The 20,331-nt window shown below is 43.9% G+C and carries 9 protein-coding genes; 6 read left to right on the top strand and 3 right to left on the bottom strand.

Going from position 1 to position 20,331, the window contains the following annotated elements; genetic code table 11:
* Positions 1-7: 7 nt before the first annotated feature.
* From KQI22_RS01910 to KQI22_RS01900, 3 genes are all read left to right on the top strand, one after another.
* Positions 8-1,075, top strand: coding sequence for an ABC transporter substrate-binding protein (locus tag KQI22_RS01910; RefSeq protein ID WP_216550395.1), 1,068 nt, complete (start codon positions 8-10; stop codon positions 1,073-1,075).
* A 211-nt stretch (positions 1,076-1,286) separates the two neighbouring features.
* Positions 1,287-2,252, top strand: coding sequence for an ABC transporter permease (locus KQI22_RS01905; protein WP_442905251.1), 966 nt, complete (start codon positions 1,287-1,289; stop codon positions 2,250-2,252).
* On the top strand, positions 2,253-3,047 hold the full coding sequence (locus KQI22_RS01900; RefSeq protein WP_216550393.1) for an ABC transporter ATP-binding protein: 795 nt from the start codon (positions 2,253-2,255) through the stop codon (positions 3,045-3,047). It abuts the gene before it with no gap.
* 65 nt (positions 3,048-3,112) lie between these two features.
* Here KQI22_RS01900 and KQI22_RS01895 read toward each other — a convergent pair whose 3' ends face one another.
* On the bottom strand, positions 3,113-3,886 hold the full coding sequence (locus tag KQI22_RS01895) for an AraC family transcriptional regulator (protein WP_216550392.1): 774 nt from the start codon (positions 3,884-3,886) through the stop codon (positions 3,113-3,115).
* Between the two features lie 188 nt (positions 3,887-4,074).
* On the opposite strand from KQI22_RS01895, the gene KQI22_RS01890 reads away from it, so the two are divergent.
* The gene (locus KQI22_RS01890; protein ID WP_216550391.1) at positions 4,075-8,160 is read left to right on the top strand and encodes a carbohydrate binding domain-containing protein; all 4,086 of its coding nucleotides are present in this window, start codon (positions 4,075-4,077) and stop codon (positions 8,158-8,160) included.
* 282 nt (positions 8,161-8,442) lie between these two features.
* Positions 8,443-14,445 (top strand): SpaA isopeptide-forming pilin-related protein, encoded by a 6,003-nt coding sequence (locus KQI22_RS13975; RefSeq protein ID WP_216550390.1) that lies wholly within the window; start codon positions 8,443-8,445, stop codon positions 14,443-14,445.
* Positions 14,446-14,523: 78 nt separating this feature from the next.
* On the opposite strand, the gene KQI22_RS01880 is transcribed toward KQI22_RS13975, so the two are convergent.
* Positions 14,524-16,137 (bottom strand): CTP synthase, encoded by a 1,614-nt coding sequence (locus tag KQI22_RS01880; RefSeq protein ID WP_216550389.1) that lies wholly within the window; start codon positions 16,135-16,137, stop codon positions 14,524-14,526.
* 130 nt (positions 16,138-16,267) lie between these two features.
* Entirely contained in the window at positions 16,268-17,752 is a 1,485-nt protein-coding gene (locus KQI22_RS01875; RefSeq protein WP_022004270.1) for a DUF1846 domain-containing protein, read from the bottom strand.
* Between the two features lie 255 nt (positions 17,753-18,007).
* Between KQI22_RS01875 and ftsH the strand changes: the two genes are divergently transcribed.
* The gene (gene ftsH / locus KQI22_RS01870; RefSeq protein WP_216550388.1) at positions 18,008-20,224 is read left to right on the top strand and encodes an ATP-dependent zinc metalloprotease FtsH; all 2,217 of its coding nucleotides are present in this window, start codon (positions 18,008-18,010) and stop codon (positions 20,222-20,224) included.
* The last annotated feature ends 107 nt before the right edge of the window (positions 20,225-20,331 follow it).

Raw genomic sequence — 20,331 nt, 5'->3', positions numbered from 1 at the left:
ATAGATTATGAAAAAGAAAATGCTTTCTGTTCTGCTTGCAGCAGCCATGACAATGTCACTCATCGGCTGTGGTTCTACAGCAGATACAGCAACAGACACTACAGAGACAACAGATGCTACAGATGCAGCAACAGACGCTACAGATGCAGCTGATGACAGCGCAGAGGCAACAGACGCTGCTGCAGATTCCGACAAGACATACACAGTCGGTATTTGCCAGCTTGTACAGCATGAAGCACTGGATGCTGCTACAGAAGGTTTCAAGACAGCTTTAACAGATAAGCTTGGTGACAAGGTTACATTCGACGAGCAGAATGCAGCAGGTGATGCACCTACATGTTCTACAATCTGTACAACATTCGTTACAAACAACTACGATCTGATCCTTGGTAATGCAACAGCAGCTCTGCAGGCAGCAGTTGCAGCTACAGATACAATCCCGGTACTTGGTACATCTATCACAGATTACGGTACAGCACTTGGTGTAGACAACTGGACAGGTACAACAGGAAAGAACATTTCCGGTACAACAGACCTTGCTCCGCTTGACGGACAGGCAGACTGCATCGCTGAGTTATTCCCGGATGCAAAAAATGTTGGTATTTTATACTGCTCATCTGAGCCAAACAGTATTTATCAGTCAACAACGATCAAAGGATATCTGGAAGACAAAGGTTACACAGTAACAGAGTACACATTCTCTGATTCCAACGACGTTGCAGCAGTAACACAGAGTGCATGCGATAATTCAGATCTGATCTATATCCCGACAGATAACACAGCAGCATCCTGTACAGAAGCAATCAACAACGTAGCAGATCCTGCAGGCGTTCCGATCTTCGCAGGTGAGGAAGGTATCGCTAAGGGTTGTGGTGTTGCAACACTTTCCATCAGCTACTATGACCTTGGTTACAAGACAGGTGAAATGGCATATGACATTCTTGTAAACGGTGCTGATATTTCTACGATGGAAGTACAGTCTGCACCAAACTTTACAAAAGAATACATCAAAGACCGTGCTGACAAACTGGGCGTTACTGTTCCGGACGGATATACAGAAATTACTGCAGAATAATATCTGATTGGTAAGATATGCAGAGAAAGGGTCATAGTGACCTTTTCTCTGCTTTTGTAGTGAGGAAAGAAACCAAGCGGCAGCGAAGCTGACATTTGGTTTCGCCCGAACGTACAACGAGAAAATCAAAGAGTGCGGAGCGCGTCTGACAGCGAAGCTGGCAGGATTTTCGAGTCTGATGAGGATAGAAACAACAAGGGAGGTAACTATGATTCAATATTTTACATCACTTAACCCGGCCGCATTTGGAAATGCACTGCCGGGCAATGTGGCGCAGGGGCTGATATGGGGTATTATGGCACTCGGTGTGTATATTACATTCCGACTGCTGGATTTTGCAGATCTGACAGTGGATGGTTCTTTTGCAACCGGCGGTGCAGTAACCGTTATGATGACGATCAATGGATATAACATCTGGATCTCGCTTTTATGTGCTTCTCTGGCAGGGCTTTTAGCAGGACTGTGTACAGGGCTTTTACATACCAAGCTTGGTATCCCGCCGATCCTGGCAGGTATTCTGACACAGATCGCACTGTATTCCGTGAATCTGAATATCATGGACCGACATGCCAATCAGGCACTCAGCATTGACAAATACAATCTGATCCTGTCTTCCCGTAACCTGACAAAAGCGATCATTGTCGGTCTGATCTTTGCAATCGTGCTGATCGCCCTTTTATACTGGTACTTCGGTACAGAACAGGGCTCTGCCATCCGTGCGACAGGCTGTAATCCGGCAATGAGTAAAGCACAGGGGATCAATATCGATACAATGAAACTGATCGGTCTTTCCCTGTCAAATGCGATTGTTGCAATGTCAGGCGGACTGCTTTCCCAGTATTCCGGTTTTGCCGATGTCAACATGGGACGTGGTGGTATCGTTATCGGTCTTGCGGCAGTTATCATCGGAGAAGTACTGGGGGATGCGATCCTTGGCAAACATATGGACTTCAAAGGACGTCTTACCTTTGTGGTAATTGGCGGTATTATTTATTATATCGTTATCGGTATTGTTCTCTGGCTGAAGATGCCAAGTGAGGATCTGAAGCTGTTTACAGCGATCATCGTAGCAATCTTCCTCGCTGTTCCTTATCTGAAAGGACAGAGTAAGAGCTCCTTTAAGAAAGCAGGAAAGAAAGCAGCTGCTATGGCAGCAGGCAGTAAGGAGGGTAAGTAAATGTTAGAAATCCGTAATGTACATAAAACCTTCAACCTTGGCACCATCAATGAAAAGCATGCGTTAAACGGCGTAGATCTGAAGCTGGACGAGGGCGACTTCGTTACTGTGATCGGCGGAAACGGTGCAGGAAAATCTACCATGCTGAATGCAGTAGCAGGCACGTGGCCGGTAGATGACGGTTCTATTCTGATCGATGGTGTAGATGTCACAGGGCTTCCTGAATTTAAACGTGCTTCCTTCTTAGGCCGTGTCTTCCAGGATCCGATGACAGGAACGACCGCAACCATGCAGATCGATGAAAATCTGGCACTGGCAGCAAGACGCGGACAGAAAAGAGGACTCCGCTGGGGGATCACAAAGGCAGAAAAAGAGCAGTTCCATGAGCTGTTAAAGGAACTGGATCTGGGACTAGAGGATCGTATGACTTCCAAAGTCGGACTGCTTTCCGGTGGACAGAGACAGGCAGTTACCCTTCTGATGGCAAGCCTGCAGAAGCCGAAGGTTCTTCTTCTGGATGAGCATACAGCAGCACTGGATCCGAAGACTGCGGCAAAGGTACTTGCCCTGACAGATAAGATCATTACAGAAAACCATCTGACAGCCATGATGGTTACCCACAATATGCGTGATGCGATCGCACACGGAAACCGCCTGATCATGATGAACAACGGTAAGGTGATCTTAAATATCGCAGGCGAAGAAAAGAAAAAACTGACAGTAGAAGATCTGCTGCAGAAATTTGAGGAAGTATCCGGCGAAGAATTTGCGTCTGACAAAGCACTGCTTGGTTAGATCATATAACAGCAAAAAACGGAGCGTATGAAGGAAAAGCCTTCATACGCTCTTTTTCAGCTCTGTCAGTTATAGTTGTTTTTTTCTCCTATCGGTGTACTTCGGAAGTGCTCCTGCTGATACCGTTTGGGTGTCATGCCTGTCTTCTTTCGGAAAACATCTGTAAAATAACTCTGATTTGGAAAGCAGAGGATCGTGGCAATTTCTGCCGGGGAGTATTCCGAATATATCAGCATGTTGCAGGCAGTTTCCACCTTCTTGTCTGAGATATAGGCACTGATCGTCTGTCCGGTTTCCGCTTTGAAAAGACGTGACAGATAGGAAGGGTTTAAACCGACATGATCTGCCAGTGTATCCAGTGTAATACGTGTATGCAGACTTTCGCAGATATAATCAATGCATTTTGCCACAGGCTGTGAACAGATCTTCTTTTTTCGCAGATTTTTCATTCTGATCGTATAATCCACACACATTAAAAAATGCAGATCCGAAATATCCTGCCTGCTCTTGCTGGCGTCCACTTTCTGGATATAAAAATCACTGATGCTGTATGCTTTGGAAAGGGACATACCGCCTTCAATGCAGTAACGGGCTGCCAGTGCTGCTGTAATGGCAAAGTGGTATTTAAAATGCTGTAACTCATTTTCGGATAACTTTCCAAGCCCTTTTTTTTCTGTCAACGGCTCGGCACATAGCTGTTTGATCTTTTCTACATTGCCTTCCTTGATACAGGAATAAAATTCCAGCTCCGGGTTGTAAGGAGCATGGATCAGATTTTCTTCCCGCTGGACAAATTCCCGGTAAAGCTGTTCTTTTTGTAAACTATCTTTGGATTTCATAATGTCTCCCTGATATAATCGGTGCTGCCACATGTATTTGATCCTAGTATAGCATATATCATAGAAACATAAAACAGGTAAATAAAACGATATATATTGTCTCGTATACTTGCTATAAATACAGAAAAGACATTGATCTATGCGCTCACAATGTCTCGAAACAGCAAAAATACAAATGGGAGGAAGTTATGAAGCAATTAAAACGGGGACTTGCATTTTTACTTGTTTTAGTCATGATCATGGGTTCTATGGGAACAGGTGTTATGGCTGCGCCGACGGCGAAGACAGGTAAAAAAGCGACAGTAAAAACAGTAGCAATCACAAAACCGGATACCAAAACGCTGGTGATGAAGAAAGGGCAGAGTTTTACGCTGAAAACGAAAGTCACAACGAGTGGAAAGAAAGTATCCAAAGCAGTCAGCTACAAATCTTCAAATAAAAAGGTTGTAACGGTAACAAAAAAGGGTAAGCTGAAAGCACTGAAAAACGGCAAAGCAACCATTACAGTGACAAGCAAGGCTGACAAAAAGAAAAAAGTGGCGATCAAGGTTGTCGTAAAAACACCGGTAACAAAGGTAAAGCTTAACCAAAAGGAAATCAGCCTGACAGAAGGGGAAACAGCAGTATTAACGGCAACAGTTTCTCCGAAGAAAGCAACAATCAAGAAGGTTTCCTACAAGAGCAGTAATAAAGCAGTAGCAAAGGTAAACAGTAAGGGAAAAGTCACAGCGGTATCAGAAGGAACAGCAGTGATCACAGTTACTTCCAAAGATGGCAATGCAAAGAAAGCAACCTGTAAGGTGACAGTGAAGAAGGCTGAGCAGGCGCCAAGTGCAGCACCATCCGCAGCGCCGAGCCAGGCACCTGCACCAAGCGAAAAACCTTCAGAAACACCAAAGCCGGAACCAGGTGAGGACCCGAAACCATCTGAAGACCCGGATCCATATGATCCAAACCAGAAACTGAATCTGCAATTAGATAATTCAGATTCCGATTCCGAGACATATGCAAAGCCATCTATTCCAACAGTATCAGACAATGAATATACATTGATGTGGTCAGATAATTTTGAAGGTACAGAGCTTAACCGTAATGACTGGAATGTAGAAACACACGATGCAGGCTGGGTAAATGCAGAGTCACAGGCTTATGTTGATGATGAGAAGAATATTTATGTAGAAGACGGAAATCTGATCTTAAGACCGATCCGTCAGAAAAATGCAGATGGCACCGAAACGATCACATCCGGTCGTGTCAATACACAGGGCAAGCATGATTTTACATATGGTTTATTTGAAGTAAGAGCAAAGGTTCCGACAGGCAAAGGCTTCCTGCCGGCGTTCTGGATGATGCCAACAGACGAAAACTTATATGGACAGTGGCCAAGATGCGGTGAAATTGATGCCATGGAAGTCATGGGACAGGAAAATAATAAACTATACGGAACAATCCACTATGGTAATCCACATAGCGAAAAACAGGGCACTTACACACTGGAAAACGGAAACTTTACAGATGAATATCATACATTTGCATGTGACTGGGAACCGGGTAAGATTACCTGGTATGTGGACGGTGTGAAATATCATGAGGCAGATGACTGGTATTCTACAACAGAAGGACAGGGAACTGTTGCATATCCGGCTCCGTTTGATCAGCCGTTCTATGCAATTTTAAATCTGGCAGTTGGTGGCTCATGGGTTGGATATCCTGATGAAGATACGAAGATCAACTCTTCCGCATATATGATAGATTATGTAAAGATATTCCAGAAAGACAGTTATGATGAAGATGTACAGGCACCTGAAAAAGAGCCGGTTGTATTCAAAGAACCTGATGCAAACGGAAATTATATCACAAATGGTGATTTTGCAAAGGACGAAGCACTGGACGGAACGGAAAACTGGCAGTTTTTAACAGCACTTGGCGGAGATGCAACAGCTGCGATCAAAAATGGTGAAATGGTGATCACAACAAAGGATCAGGGAACAGTTGACTATTCAGTACAGCTGGTACAGCCGAAGCTTCCGGCAAAACAGGGATACACCTATGAGGTAACATTTGATGCATATGCATCTGCCGACAGATCGGTTGGTATTGCAGTAAAAGCACCTGACCGCAGTTATAAGGCTTATCTGGAAGATAGTGTAAATATCACAACAGAAAAACAGACATATACGCTTACCTACAAAATGGATGACGCAGATGATGCAAACAGTCGTCTGGAATTCAATATGGGTGCGAAGAACTCAACTGCAACGCTGTATCTGAGCAATGTAAAAGTAAAAGTGAAAAAAGCACCGACACAGGAAGAACTGGATCAGTATGCTGCAAAGAAGGTGCTGACAGACGGTAACTGTATTTATAACGGCAAATTCCAGGAAGGTACAGATCGTCTTGCATATTGGGAAGTTAAAAAGTCAGATGGTGCACAGGTTTCTGTTACAAAGCTGGCAGATGGAAGACGTTTAAAGGTGGTTGGCGCAGAAGGCGGACAGCCTGAAGATGTTACGATCAGTCAGAATGCACTTCCGATTGCAGAAGGAACAGATTACATTCTCAGTTTTGAGGCGCAGGCTGATAAAGCAACCACAATTCAGTATACGATCGGTGGTATGACAAAGTCTGTTGATGTTACAGCAGAAAAGGTAAAATATACACAGAAATTCAGCAAAGAGGAAGTAAGCAGTTTTGCAGATAAGGATTTTGCTTTCCTCTTAGGAAACGCCGGAGAAATTTACATTGACAATGTACGCTTTGAAGAAGATGCTCTCATCATGAATGGTAAATTTAATGCGGGAACATCAGGCTTTGAGGTCTATGTAGACGGTTCCGCTTTCGCATCTTATGTAGTAGACAGTCAGTCGGAAGATAATGCCCTTGACCTGGATATTAAAAATACAGGTGATGCAGAGTGGAAGATCCAGGTCAAACAGGGAAGTGTTACTCTGGAAGAAGATCAGTGGTACACCTTATCCTTTGATATCCGTTCCAGCATGGCACGTTCTATCCAGTATGCTATCCAGAGAGACGGCTCTGTACATAAAGATGTCAATGGCAATGAAGACTGGACACCATATGTACAGGAAACTGTTAAGCTGGATGCATCTGCAAAGGATTATACAACGGTAACAAAGACATTCCGGATGATGCAGGGAACAGATACAGGCAGTATTTTCAATATTGCACTCGGCGGAAATAATATTACAACACAGCACAGAGTATGTATTGACAATATCTCTCTTGTAAAAACAGAAGCTCCAAAGGAAGAGGAAGAACCGGAAGGAACAAACCTGTTAAAGAACGGTGATTTTTCGGATGGAGAGGAAGGCTGGTCAGGTGAGGTTATCAGTCCTGCAGAGGGAAAATGGGATTTTACAGAGAAAAATGCAACGGTGACAACTACAAATGCAGGAACCGCAGCGTGGAATGTAAACCTGAAACAGAAAAATGTAACCTTGAAAAAAGGTGCTGTATATGAAGTGAAGGCAACGATCACTTCTGATGTTGACAGAACTGCAGAGTTTGCGTGTATGGACAGTAGCAGCTTAAACTGGTATGTACAGGATGAGGTTAATAAAATTACTTTAAAGGCAGATGAGCCAACAGAAGTTACTTTTAAGGTTGGTGTTGGTGATAGAAAAACGGATAATGGCGCATATATTGGGTTTAACTTAGGTAAGATTTCTGAAGATACACCGGATGCATCGGTTATTACGATTGATGATGTCAGCATGATTAAGATCAGCGGGGATGCTTCCGGAGATGTTGAAGAACCGGAAGAACCGGGAAAACCAAGTGTTTCAGGCAATAATATCCTTAGAGATTCCGAATTTGAAAATGGAAACTGGAATGGTGATTGGGGATTATATGCTACGGATGATGAGGAAGTGAAGATCGAAAACGGTTCCGCAGTCGCAGACCTCAAGAGTGTAGGAACAGATCCGTGGTCAGCACAGCTGAAACAGGAGAACATTGCATTTGAAGCAGGCGCAAAATATATTTTAAAGATGACTGTAAATGCAGAAGTATCAAGAATCATTAATGTGCAGTTCAATACAAGCACAGATGGTTATATTGCAGGTACAGATATTGAACTGGCTGAAGGCGATAATGTAATTGAACAAGAGATTACAGTAGAAGTTGATAAAGAGACTGTCGAAAACGGCATTTTCAAGATCAACCTTGGAAAAATAAATAATCAGGATACTCCTGTAGGAAAACTTGTGTTTCATAATGTGACTTTAGTGAAAGTAAATAATGAAGAAAATTAAATAAGGCTACTTCCATTTCACTTATACATTACATAGAATAAGCCTCCGGCAATTGCCGGGGGCTTATTCCGCGTAATATCACAGGATTCCGATGTTAAAATTGTGAAATATGGCATTTTATGAAAAATGACCAAAAAATATCATAAAAAACCAGATAATTAACCAAAGAAAATACTGTTTCAAACCTTTATTTTTCGGGTGAAAATATGATAATATATAAGATACGAAAAAAGTTATGTAAAGCAGCCAACGGCTGACATGGAAATAAAGGAGTAAGGGAAGATGGGAAAGAAAAAGAGAGGATTTTCATTATTTATGGCGCTTGTGCTTTCTGCAAGCATGTTCATGAGCGATCTGCCCGGCATGATAGTAAACGCTACAGGAACTGTCAGCCAGAATGCAACAGTGCAGGAGCAGGGCGACGTGACGGAGATTGATGTTGATCAGGCACAATCCTTAGAGATGGGGGAAAATGAAGATATAGATGCGGATCAGAGTAATTCCGATTTGAATGTTTCTTCCATGAAAATTCAATATAAGGATAAAAACGGAAACTGGCAGAATCTGACAACAGGAACTTTGTTGGAAGAAGATACACAGCTGCAGATGGAGGTAAGCTGGAACCTGAAAAACGGCTCTTCCGATAATCAATATATAGTTGACTTAAAAGATATTACGGAAAATATTAATTTCCCCAATGTAGGTATACAGGATTATATTCTTGACGGAAAAAAGGTAGCTGAATACCGGATTGAAGGGAATAAGTTTATCTTGGACATTACGGATCCAGATTACCGCAATCAGTCATCAGGCAGATATGGTACATTTGGTTTAAATGGTACGGTTTCTTTAGGCGGCAAAACATATAAATACAATGAGCCATATGAGATTGGATTAAAGAATAATACAATTCAGGTAAAGTATGATGATGGCTCAGAGGCAGGTGCCCTTTCTGCTACAAAGACTTTGGATGGAGCCATGGCGGATGATGGAACGCAAAAATATAAAGTCACCATCAAAGCAACTAAGGGAGATATCACAGGCATTACAATAGCGGATACGCCCGGAAACGGATTGTCAAATGCGTCTGCTATCACGGTTATTAATAATGGCGGGACAGGTCTTGGGGCGTCATATAGCAGTATATCGGATTTAAATAACGCTCTTAGTGGGAAAAAACTGGAAAAAGATCAGACAATAGAACTGACTTATACCATGAAAGCAGATATTTCTGATATATATAAGCAGAACAATGCGCTTAACTATGAAAATAAAATGGAGATAAGTGGTAAGGACAGCCATGGCGGAACCCAGAAACAGTGGCCGACAGCTGAGATAAGTGTCAATAAACCATCTGTCGGTAAAAACGGAAAAGTAAGTGAAGACGGAACAAAGATTACATGGGAAATAGAAATCAGTCTGGGAAAATTTGATCAGCATGATGCTGCAAATACGACAAGCGATCAGCTCAGAAATGAGTTAAGTGGTTTGATCACTCATTTTAAGGATCAGATCCCGGCGGGCTGTACGCAGACAGATCTCACATTAGATGATGCTGAAATTACATATAATGGTGGTAAATATAAGCTGACTTATACAACTGATATTACATCAGATTATCAGAATAAGACAGATAAAACAGATATTGAAAATAATGTTTCTTTCGATGTACAGGGAAATACTTATAAAACAACAGGAAAAGCACAGACGCTTGGAAAAAGCTGGTTAAAAAAGGAACTGATTGCAGACTCATATGATCCGAAAACACAGACAGTTCAGTGGAAGGTTACTTTAACAGATATTCCGCAAAATATTACGAATGTAAAATTGCAGGATTACAGAATTTATAATGGCGGACCGTCCGGATACACAAATAAGGGTCATGCGGTAAAGGATATTTCTGTTGAAGGAGTAAAGGTAGTAGAAAACGGAAATCTGGTGCCGAAAAACGGTATTGTTTCCGGATTTACAGGCTGGAATGGAGAAATATCATTTATAGATGATTATATTACGGCTAAAAAGGGACAGGATATTGTAGTAGAGGTTACTTCTGCATTAACAGATGCACCGGCAGGAAAAAGTGTATATGTAAATGAGGCAAAACTGACTTATACGCCGGCTTCGGGCAGTAATGTAAGTTATACATCAGATGCGTATTTTTTATATGATACATTGTTGACTAAAAAAGGAGAAGCGATTGATAATTCTAAGATTGCGTACACGGTGAAAGCAGATCTGCAATCTTTTTGCTCAGCTGCCGGAGGAGACGGACTTACTGTAGGCAAGTCATTCACGGTGACGGATACATATGATAGTGGCTTAAAGATTGATCCATCAACATCAGAAATCAAAGCTGTGTTAAAGGTGGATTCAACCATTATCACAGCAACAGGTATCAATTATGCCCTTGACAGTGCCAAGCATACAATTACTTTCACTTATACAGTAACAGATGCGGATAATACAAAGATCAAAAATGCAATCCAGTATCATTATGGGGCTATTGGGGTAGAATTCACTTATACGGCAGAGCCGGCAGACAAAACAGCATTTATCAGGGATGGTGTGGAAAAAACCTATACCAATACAGTAAGCGGAAAATATGATACAACGAGTCTGGGAACGGCGACTGTCAATACGAAATTACAGCCCAAGAAAATCCTGACAAAGAGTGCATCTCATGATAATGTTACAGAGGATGAAAATGTAAGAAAGACAGTTGAATATACGATTGTAGCAAATCCTGACAAAATAGATCTGGTGGATGGATCGGATACAGTAGAAATTGTTGATAAATTGATAACAGATAAGTTGTATTATGATCTGGATTCTATCTCTATCAAAAAAGATGGAATTGTATTGCCGAGGGATGCATATACGGTAAAATACGGAGAAAATGATCATGAGATTGTTTTTACGGTTCCGGATGAAGCAAAAATAGAAATTACATATAAAGCGATGCTGACACATCAGGCATACCTGAAAAATGAATCTGTTTCTGTAGAAAATGAGGTTTCAATCCGTCAGATTGGTACATTATCAGGTGGTGCTTCCAACAAATATGATTTAAGCAATTATAAGCTTTTGAATTCAATTGGTAAGTCAAACTATTCTTTGAATTTATACAAATGTTCGGCAGATAATATTTTGCGGGGCTTGCAGGGAGCGGAATTTGAACTGGTACGTATGAGTTATATCGGTGGTAAAATAGTCGAAAACACCGTAAATCCATACAAAAAAACGGATATTAAAATCACAAATGCAGACGGTACTTATTTAGTTAACAATTTAACGGCAGATGAGATTTACATGTTGCGTGAGACAAAAGCGCCGGATGGATTTGCAAAAGAAGAGGAGCCATATTACTTTATCTATTATAGTGCTTCTATACCGCAGAGTTATGGATCTTATACTGTGCATGAGTTTGAAGCGGATGGAAAAATGACCTATGCAGATGAAGATGCTGCTTCATTAAAGATTACGAAAATTGTAAAGGGTGGTTCTGCATTTCAGGATGTGAAAGACTATCTGACATTCCATGTGAAGGATAAGAATGGTACTATAGTCAGAACAGTGGCCGGAAACGAATTGGTGGCAGATGGTAGTGGTTACAGCTATACGATTGCTGATCTGAAGGCTGGTACATATACGGTAGAGGAGATAATTAATACAGGAGCACCAACAAATGCACAGCCGGAGAAGGTCATTTATCAGGTAAATACAGAAACTGCGGTAGACGGTCAGACAGTATCTAACCTGACATTGGAGGAAAAAAAGACCACAACGGTTACTTACACAAATAAGTATCCGGGAGAGGCAAAGTTTCCACTCACCATCAGCAAAAAAGCAGTTGGTGCACCAGCAGAACTTGCAGGGGCAAACTTAGCAGTATATGCAGCAGATACAGATGGAAATCCAACGGGAACTGCAATCGACAGCTGGACGACAACAAATACTGCAAAAGCGTTAGAACTGACACCGGGAAGCTATGTTCTGGTAGAGGAGTCAGTACCGGAAGGTTATGTGAAGGCTGCTAATATAAGATTCACAGTGGCAGCAGATGGAACGATAACGAAAACATCAGCTACCGGAGAACTGGATGCAGCAAATAAGACGATCACCATGCGCGATGAACCGCAGACGGGATCTATAGCGATCACCAAGAAATTTGCAGGTGTATTTCCTGTGGGTGTGACAAACGAAGAATTTGCTCTTTCAAAGCTGAGCTTTACTATAACCAGAAAAGGAGACAGCACACCATATCAGACAGTTACGCTTGGAACTGCTGATCTGCAAAGTGGAGTTTATACCAAAACCATTACAGGAATTCCTGTGGGAACATATATTGTAGAAGAAGAAATTACAGATATTGCGGGTGTAGTGACGACAGCATCTTATCAGGTAAATGCTGAGACTGAAAAAACAGGCAATAAAACAGGAGATATTGCGGTTACGAAAGACAGCACAAATAAAGTTACTTTTACGAATCGTTACAGTAGTGGTGCATCCATTCGAATCAGCAAAAAAGCAGTTAATGAAACGGCTGAACTTGCCGGGGCAACACTGACTCTTTATAAGGGAAGCATAGCACCGGGCAACACAAAGCCCGAATGGACCTGGACAACAGGAACAGAAAAGAGTCTGGATTTGGAAGCCGGAGATTATATTCTGGAAGAAACGAATGCACCGGCAGGCTATGAAAAGTCCAATGATATCTATTTCACAGTGGCAGCAGATGGAACGATAACGAAAACATCAGCTACCGGAGAACTGGATGCAGCAAATAAGACGATCACCATGCGCGATGAACCGCAGACGGGATCTATAGCGATCACCAAGAAATTTGCAGGTGTATTTCCTGTGGGTGTGACAAACGAAGAATTTGCTCTTTCAAAGCTGAGCTTTACTATAACCAGAAAAGGAGACAGCACACCATATCAGACAGTTACGCTTGGAACTGCTGATCTGCAGAGTGGAGCTTATACAAAAACCATTACAGGAATTCCTGTGGGAACGTATATTGTAGAGGAGAAAATTACAACCATTACAGACGTAGTAACGACAGCATCTTATCAGATAAATGCCGAGGCTGAAAAAACAGGCAATCAAACGGGAGATGTGAATGTTACGCAGGGAACGGTCAGTACAGTTACCTTCACAAACAAATATAGTGGCGGAACAAATATCAACATCAGCAAAAAAGCAGTTGGTGGAACAGCTGAACTGCAAGGAGCTGTTCTGAAACTTTCTGAAAAGACAGCAACCGGTTGGACAGATAAGGAAACATGGGAATCGGGAGCAGCACCAAAACAGATCACTGTATCCGATGGCACATACATGCTGGAAGAGGTCAGTGCACCAAATGGGTATGCGCTCTCAGACAGTATTACCTTTGAAGTGAGCGGAGGCGTTTTAAGTGGAACAAATGCAGGGATTGACCCGACTGCTAATACAGTTACTATGCAGGATAAACCGTTTACGTTGAAGGTCACAAAAACAGATCTGGATGGAACAGATCTTGCGGGAGCAACCATTGATCTGTACAGAGAAGAACAGCTGGATACAGATGGAAAGCCGAAAGCCGGCGAGATTGCAATTAACAGCTGGACATCTTCGGAGATTAGTAAGCAGTATAACTTTGGAAGCAATTTACAGGCAGGACAGACATATGTGCTGATAGAGACAAGTGCACCGGAAGGGTATACCTGTGCGAAAAATATTACATTTACTGTAAACAAGAATGGTACAATCAGTGCAGTGACAGGTAAGGCGGATGCGAATGCGGTTATAACACCTGGGTCTGTAACGGAAAACACGATTGCAAATGCAATTACGGTTAAGGATGATAAGGTACCACCAACACCGACCCCAACACCGACCCCAACACCGACCCCAACACCGACCCCAACACCGACTCCGACTCCAACACCGACACCGAGTGCAACGCCAAGTCCGACACCGAGTGTAACACCAAGTCCGACACCGAGCGTAACACCAAGTCCGGTTCCGAGTGAAACACCGACGCCGAGCGTTACACCAAAGCCAAGCAAAACGCCAAAGCCGAGTAAAACGCCGAAGCCAGGCAAGACACCGACGCCAAGCGTGACACCAACACCGGGCATAACACCAAGCCCGGCACCAAGTCCGACACCGACGCCTGGTAAGACACCGGGAAATACACCAAAAACCGGAGATAATACACCAATTGGCATGTTACTGATTCTGATGTTTGCATCACTTGCCGGTCTGATCGGAATTGTAAGATACAAAAAGAAACATCAGTAATATAAGAATAGAAATGTAAAGTGAAAAATAGAAAAGCCTCAGAACTGTCAATGGTTCTGAGGCTTTTTCCGTATTAGTCTAATTTTCGCTTTGTTTTTTATGCAGGGCAGCTTCCACAAATCCCTTAAAGAGTGGATGTGGTCTGTTTGGTCTTGACTTAAATTCCGGATGTGCCTGCGTTGCAATGTAGAATGGATGAGATGGCAGTTCGCACATTTCCACAATACGTCCGTCGGGTGAAAGACCGGAAAGCTTCAACCCCTTTTCTGTCAGGGCTGCGCGGTAGTCATTGTTGACTTCGTAGCGGTGTCTGTGTCTTTCATGGATCGTTTCCTTGCCGTATAAGCGGTAAGCCAGAGAATCCGGATTGAGAACACATGGATAAGAACCAAGTCTTAAGGTACCGCCAATGTCTTCAACACCGTTCTGGTCAGGCATCAGGGCAATGACCGGATGCGTTGTGGCAGGATCCATTTCAATGCTGTGTGCGTCGCGGTATCCGACTACATTTCTGGCAAATTCCACGATCGTAAGCTGCATACCAAGGCAGAGACCGAGGAATGGGACCTTGTTTTCACGGGCAAATTCGATCGAGGTGATCATGCCTTCGATACCGCGGTCACCAAAACCGCCCGGAACAATAATGCCGTCTGTATCACCGAGTGTTTCTTTTACATTGGCGGGTGTTACCAGCTCGGAATCCACCCACTTGATATCTACGGTTGTGTTAATGAAAATACCGCCGTGCTTTAATGCTTCCACAACACTGAGGTAAGCATCATGCAGCTGGATGTATTTGCCGACAAGTGCGATCTTCACTTCGTGCTTCGGACTGCGGAGCTGCGCTACCATATGTTCCCAGTCGGAAAGATCCGGCTCCGGGCAGTCAAGCTTTAAGCAGTCACATGCAACCTGTGCAAGACGTTCTTTTTCCATGGCAAGCGGTGCTTCGTACAGATATTCCACATCCAGATTCTGCAGTACATGACTGTTCGGTACATTACAGAATAAAGCGATCTTGTCCTTGATCTGCTGGTCGAGCGGATGCTCGCTTCTGCAGACAATAATATCAGGCTGGATTCCCATGCCCTGCAGCTCCTTGACACTTGCCTGTGTCGGCTTTGTTTTCATTTCCTGGGAAGCGGAGAGCCATGGGATCAGTGTGACATGGATCAAAATGGCATTTTCGTGTCCGACTTCATGCTGGAACTGACGGATGGATTCTAAGAATGGCTGGCTTTCGATATCACCGACCGTACCACCGACCTCGATAATGGCGATCCGTGTTTCCTCATCGGTGAAGTTGCGGTAAAAACGGCTCTTGATCTCATTGGTGATATGCGGAATGACCTGTACGGTACCGCCGCCGTAATCACCGCGGCGTTCCTTCTGCAAAACGCTCCAGTATACCTTTCCGGTCGTGACATTGGAGTTTTTGTCCAGACTTTCATCGATAAAACGCTCATAGTGTCCAAGGTCAAGGTCTGTTTCCACACCATCATCCGTTACAAAAACCTCACCGTGCTGGATCGGATTCATTGTGCCCGGATCGATATTGATATAAGGATCAAATTTCTGCATCGTTACTTTGTAGCCGCGTGCTTTCAAAAGACGGCCGAGGGATGCAGCGGTAATGCCTTTTCCGAGACCGGAAACAACACCGCCTGTTACAAATACGTATTTTACTGCCATTTCTTTTTCCTCCTGTAATAAATAAAAAGAGCGAAACTGCCCCCAAGGGGAGCACCTTCGCTCAAAATGTTACGATATCTACTCGTTGATGGTGCCATATTTTCTGCACACGTCTCATCATAGCATATATTTACCGATGATACAACTTCTGTGATTCATAATTTGGTTCGCAGGTTACATTAATGCCGAGTTTTCTGAGAACATTCATATCTACCTGTGAAAGGATCACGCTGGAATGGAACTCTGTCCCGGCGAGATTCTGCAGCTGGTCGATCGCTTCCTTTGCTGTTTCATCCGTTGCTGCGCAGATGGAAAGGGCGATCAGCACTTCGTCTGTATGGAGGCGTGGGTTTTTACTGTGCAGATGTCCTGTTTTCAGATTCTGGATCGGTTCGATGATCGTCGGAGAGATCAGCTGCACATCGTCCGCAATACCGGCAAGTGATTTTAATGCGTTTAACAGCATGGCACTTGTGGCGCCTAAAAGCTCACTTGTCTTTCCTGTAATGATGCGGCCGTCCGCAAGCTGGATCGCTGCTGCCGGATCACCCGTTGTCTCTGCTTTGATCTTGGCTGCGCTGACAACCGGTCTGTCTTCTATGGAAGTGCCGGCCTGCTTCATCAGAAGCTCCAGCTTCAGCTTCTGCTCGTTATCTGCCGTTCCCTGACGGATCTGGCAGAGCGTGTTGTAATATCTGCGGATGATCTCCTGTTTGGAGGCCTCTTTTGTCACTTCATCGTCGATGATGCCATAGCCTGCCATATTGACGCCCATATCTGTCGGGGATTTATACGGACAGCTTCCCATGATCTTTTCAAACATGGCTTCCAGAACCGGGAAGATCTCAACGTCACGGTTGTAGTTGATCGTTGTCTCACCATATGCTTCCAGATGGAACGGGTCGATCATGTTGACGTCGTTCAGATCTGCTGTTGCTGCTTCGTATGCGAGATTGACAGGGTGCTTTAATGGCAGATTCCAGATTGGGAATGTTTCATATTTGGCATAGCCTGCCTTGATGCCTCTCTTGTATTCGTGATACAGCTGGGAAAGACAGGTTGCCATTTTTCCGCTGCCCGGTCCCGGTGCTGTGATAACAACAAGAGAGCGGCTTGTTTCAATATATTCATTTTTTCCGTAGCCTTCATCACTTACGATATAAGGAATATCGGACGGATATCCGGCGATCGGATAATGCCTGAACACTTTTAAACCGAGCGATTCAAGCTTTTTCTGATAGGCGACTGCACTGGGCTGACCGTTAAAACGAGTCAGGCAGACACTGCCGACATAAAGGCCGTATCCGCGGAATGCGTCGATCAGTCTTAATACGTCCAGATCATAGGTGATACCGAGGTCACCTCTTACCTTGTTTTTTTCAATATCCTCTGCGTTGATAACGATAACGATCTCTGCCTGATCCTTAAGCTGTACGAGCATATTGATCTTGCTGTCCGGCTTGAAGCCCGGCAGAACCCGGGAGGCATGATAATCGTCAAAAAGCTTGCCGCCGAATTCGAGGTAAAGCTTACCGCCGAACGCTGCAATACGTTCCTTGATCTTTTCGGACTGCAGACGAAGATATTTTTCATTATCAAATCCGATTTTTGCCATAAAAACCTGTTTCCCTTCTTATTTGAAATATACCGTTTCTATATACATACATTGTGCGTTTTATAACACGAACAATACTTTTCTATGATACAAAAAAAGCTTTTCAAAATCAATATGAAAATCAGGTAAAAAATGGGGGATTTTATAAATCTTTCATAACTGGTCACAAGTATTTCACAGAAAGCGTATTGATTTTGGCATTTTTAATCTATATAATGATAGAAGGCTTTTAATAAGCCGGACGAGGAGAACATTATGGATAATCAGAATTACCAGGGACCGCAGAACAATGGTGGGAATGGAAATAATAACGGAAACGGTGGAAATGATCAGAAAGGACCGCAGAAAAGACAGAGCTTTATGCTTCTTCTGGTCGCAGCACTGATCACACTGCTTTCCATGAGCTTTTTGATGAATTCTGTATCAAACAGCTCCAGCAAGGAAATCACATATGATGAATTTCTGCAGATGGTAGAGGATGGCAAGGTAGACAGTGTCCTCATCAAGAGTGATAAGCTTGTGATCACGCCAAAGCAGGACAAGGCACAGGAAAAGACGGAAAGCAGCAGAAATCCGTTTGCACTTTACGGTGGATATGACAGTCAGCCGGAGATCAAATATTATACGGGTATTGTGGAGGATGATACCCTGCCTGCATTTTTAAATAAGTATGATGTCACCTACAGTAAGGAGATCCCGGACAATTCAAGCTGGATCTTATCGATCCTGCTGACCTATGTCCTGCCGATCGTGATCGTATGGGTACTGCTCAGCTTCCTGTTCCGCAAGATGTCAGGCGGCGGAATGATGGGCGGTGCCGGCAAATCAAATGCAAAGGTATACGTCCAGAAAGAAACGGGCGTTACATTTAAAGATGTCGCCGGTGAAGATGAAGCCAAGGAATCCCTGCAGGAGGTGGTAGACTTTCTGCACAATCCGGGCAAATATACGAAGATCGGTGCAAAGCTCCCGAAGGGTGCACTTCTGGTAGGCCCTCCCGGAACCGGTAAAACACTGCTGGCTAAGGCAGTTGCGGGAGAAGCACATGTACCGTTTTTCTCACTGGCAGGCTCCGATTTTATCGAGCTGTATGTCGGTGTCGGTGCTTCCCGTGTCAGAGACTTATTTAAGGAAGCAACAAAGAATGCGCCATGCATTATTTTTATCGATGAAATAGATGCGATCGGCCGGAGCCGTGACAGCAAGTACGGCGGCGGTAATGAAGAGCGTGAGCAGACACTGAACCAGCTGCTTTCCGAAATGGACGGTTTCGACAGCTCCAAGGGTATTCTGATCCTGGGTGCAACAAACAGACCGGAAATTCTGGATAAGGCGTTGCTCAGACCGGGCCGGTTTGACAGACGTATCATTGTAGATAAGCCGGATCTGAAAGGTCGTGTTGATATTTTAAAGGTACATTCCAAGGATGTCAGCATGGACGAATCCGTGGATCTGCAGGAGATCGCGCTCGCAACGTCAGGAGCAGTCGGTTCCGATCTTGCCAATATGATCAACGAAGCAGCCATCAATGCAGTTAAGAACGGTCGTAAGGCTGTCTGCCAGAAGGATCTGTTTGACGCAGTCGAGGTTGTACTGGTCGGAAAAGAAAAGAAAGACCGCATCATGAGCAAGGAAGAAAGACGGATCGTATCTTACCACGAAGTGGGTCATGCACTGATCGCAGCCCTGCAGAAAAACGCAGAGCCGGTACAGAAGATCACGATCGTTCCGCGTACCATGGGTGCGCTTGGTTATGTGATGCAGGTTCCGGAAGAAGAAAAGTATCTGAATTCCAAAGCAGAGCTGCGTGATATGATCGTCGGGTTTCTTGGTGGACGCGCGGCAGAAGAAATCGTATTCGACACCGTTACAACAGGTGCTTCCAATGATATTGAGCGGGCAACCAACATTGCAAGAGCCATGGTAACCCAGTATGGTATGAGCAAGCGTTTCGGTCTGATGGGACTGGCAACGACAGAAAGCCAGTATCTGGATCAAACAACAGCTATGAACTGTTCCGATGTGACGGCTGCGGCTGTGGATGAAGAAGTGATGAAGATTCTGAAAAACTGCTACAAGGAAGCAAAAAAGATGTTGACGGAAAACAGAGCAGTTATGGATAAGATCGCTGCACATCTGATCGAGCAGGAGACGATCACCGGTAAGGAATTTATGAAGATCTACCGGAAGGAAAAGGGACTTCCTGAACCGGAAGAGAAGAAAGATAAAAAAGACGATACGGAAAAAACAGGATTTGCCGCAAAACTGGAGGCAGAAGCTGAAGCCGAAAAGAAAACAGTTGAAAAGCATGTCACAGTGATCAAAGCACCGGATACAGACCCTGCATCTGAGATGAAAAATGATACAGAGCCTGCCCCTGAGGCAGAGAAGGCTGCACCTGAAGCCGGAGACGCAGTGAAAGAGCCGGAACAGAAACAGGAGCGGACAGAAGATACAAATTCCGAACCATAAAAATAGGGACGAAGAGAGAAATCCGCTTTGCGGATTCCTCTCTTGTTTTATAATGTCATGCATCATGCATCGAAGATGCATGATGCAGCTCCGGCTCATCACCGCAG

Origin of the sequence: Kineothrix sp. MSJ-39, assembly GCF_018917935.1 — a bacterium.
Taxonomy (GTDB): domain Bacteria; phylum Bacillota; class Clostridia; order Lachnospirales; family Lachnospiraceae; genus CAG-194.
The sequence above is the reverse complement of the archived record's forward strand: the minus strand, read 5'-3'. Positions and strand labels throughout refer to the sequence as shown.

Excerpts from the sequence above, each read along its gene's own strand:
- KQI22_RS01910 (WP_216550395.1), top strand. The coding sequence starts at position 8 with ATGAAAAAGAAAATGCTTTCTGTTCTGCTTGCAGCAGCCATGACAATG.
- KQI22_RS01900 (WP_216550393.1), top strand. The coding sequence starts at position 2,253 with ATGTTAGAAATCCGTAATGTACATAAAACCTTCAACCTTGGCACCATC.
- KQI22_RS01895 (WP_216550392.1), bottom strand. The coding sequence starts at position 3,886 with ATGAAATCCAAAGATAGTTTACAAAAAGAACAGCTTTACCGGGAATTT.
- KQI22_RS01890 (WP_216550391.1), top strand. The coding sequence starts at position 4,075 with ATGAAGCAATTAAAACGGGGACTTGCATTTTTACTTGTTTTAGTCATG.
- KQI22_RS13975 (WP_216550390.1), top strand. The coding sequence starts at position 8,443 with ATGGGAAAGAAAAAGAGAGGATTTTCATTATTTATGGCGCTTGTGCTT.
- KQI22_RS01880 (WP_216550389.1), bottom strand. The coding sequence starts at position 16,137 with ATGGCAGTAAAATACGTATTTGTAACAGGCGGTGTTGTTTCCGGTCTC.
- KQI22_RS01875 (WP_022004270.1), bottom strand. The coding sequence starts at position 17,752 with ATGGCAAAAATCGGATTTGATAATGAAAAATATCTTCGTCTGCAGTCC.
- ftsH (WP_216550388.1), top strand. The coding sequence starts at position 18,008 with ATGGATAATCAGAATTACCAGGGACCGCAGAACAATGGTGGGAATGGA.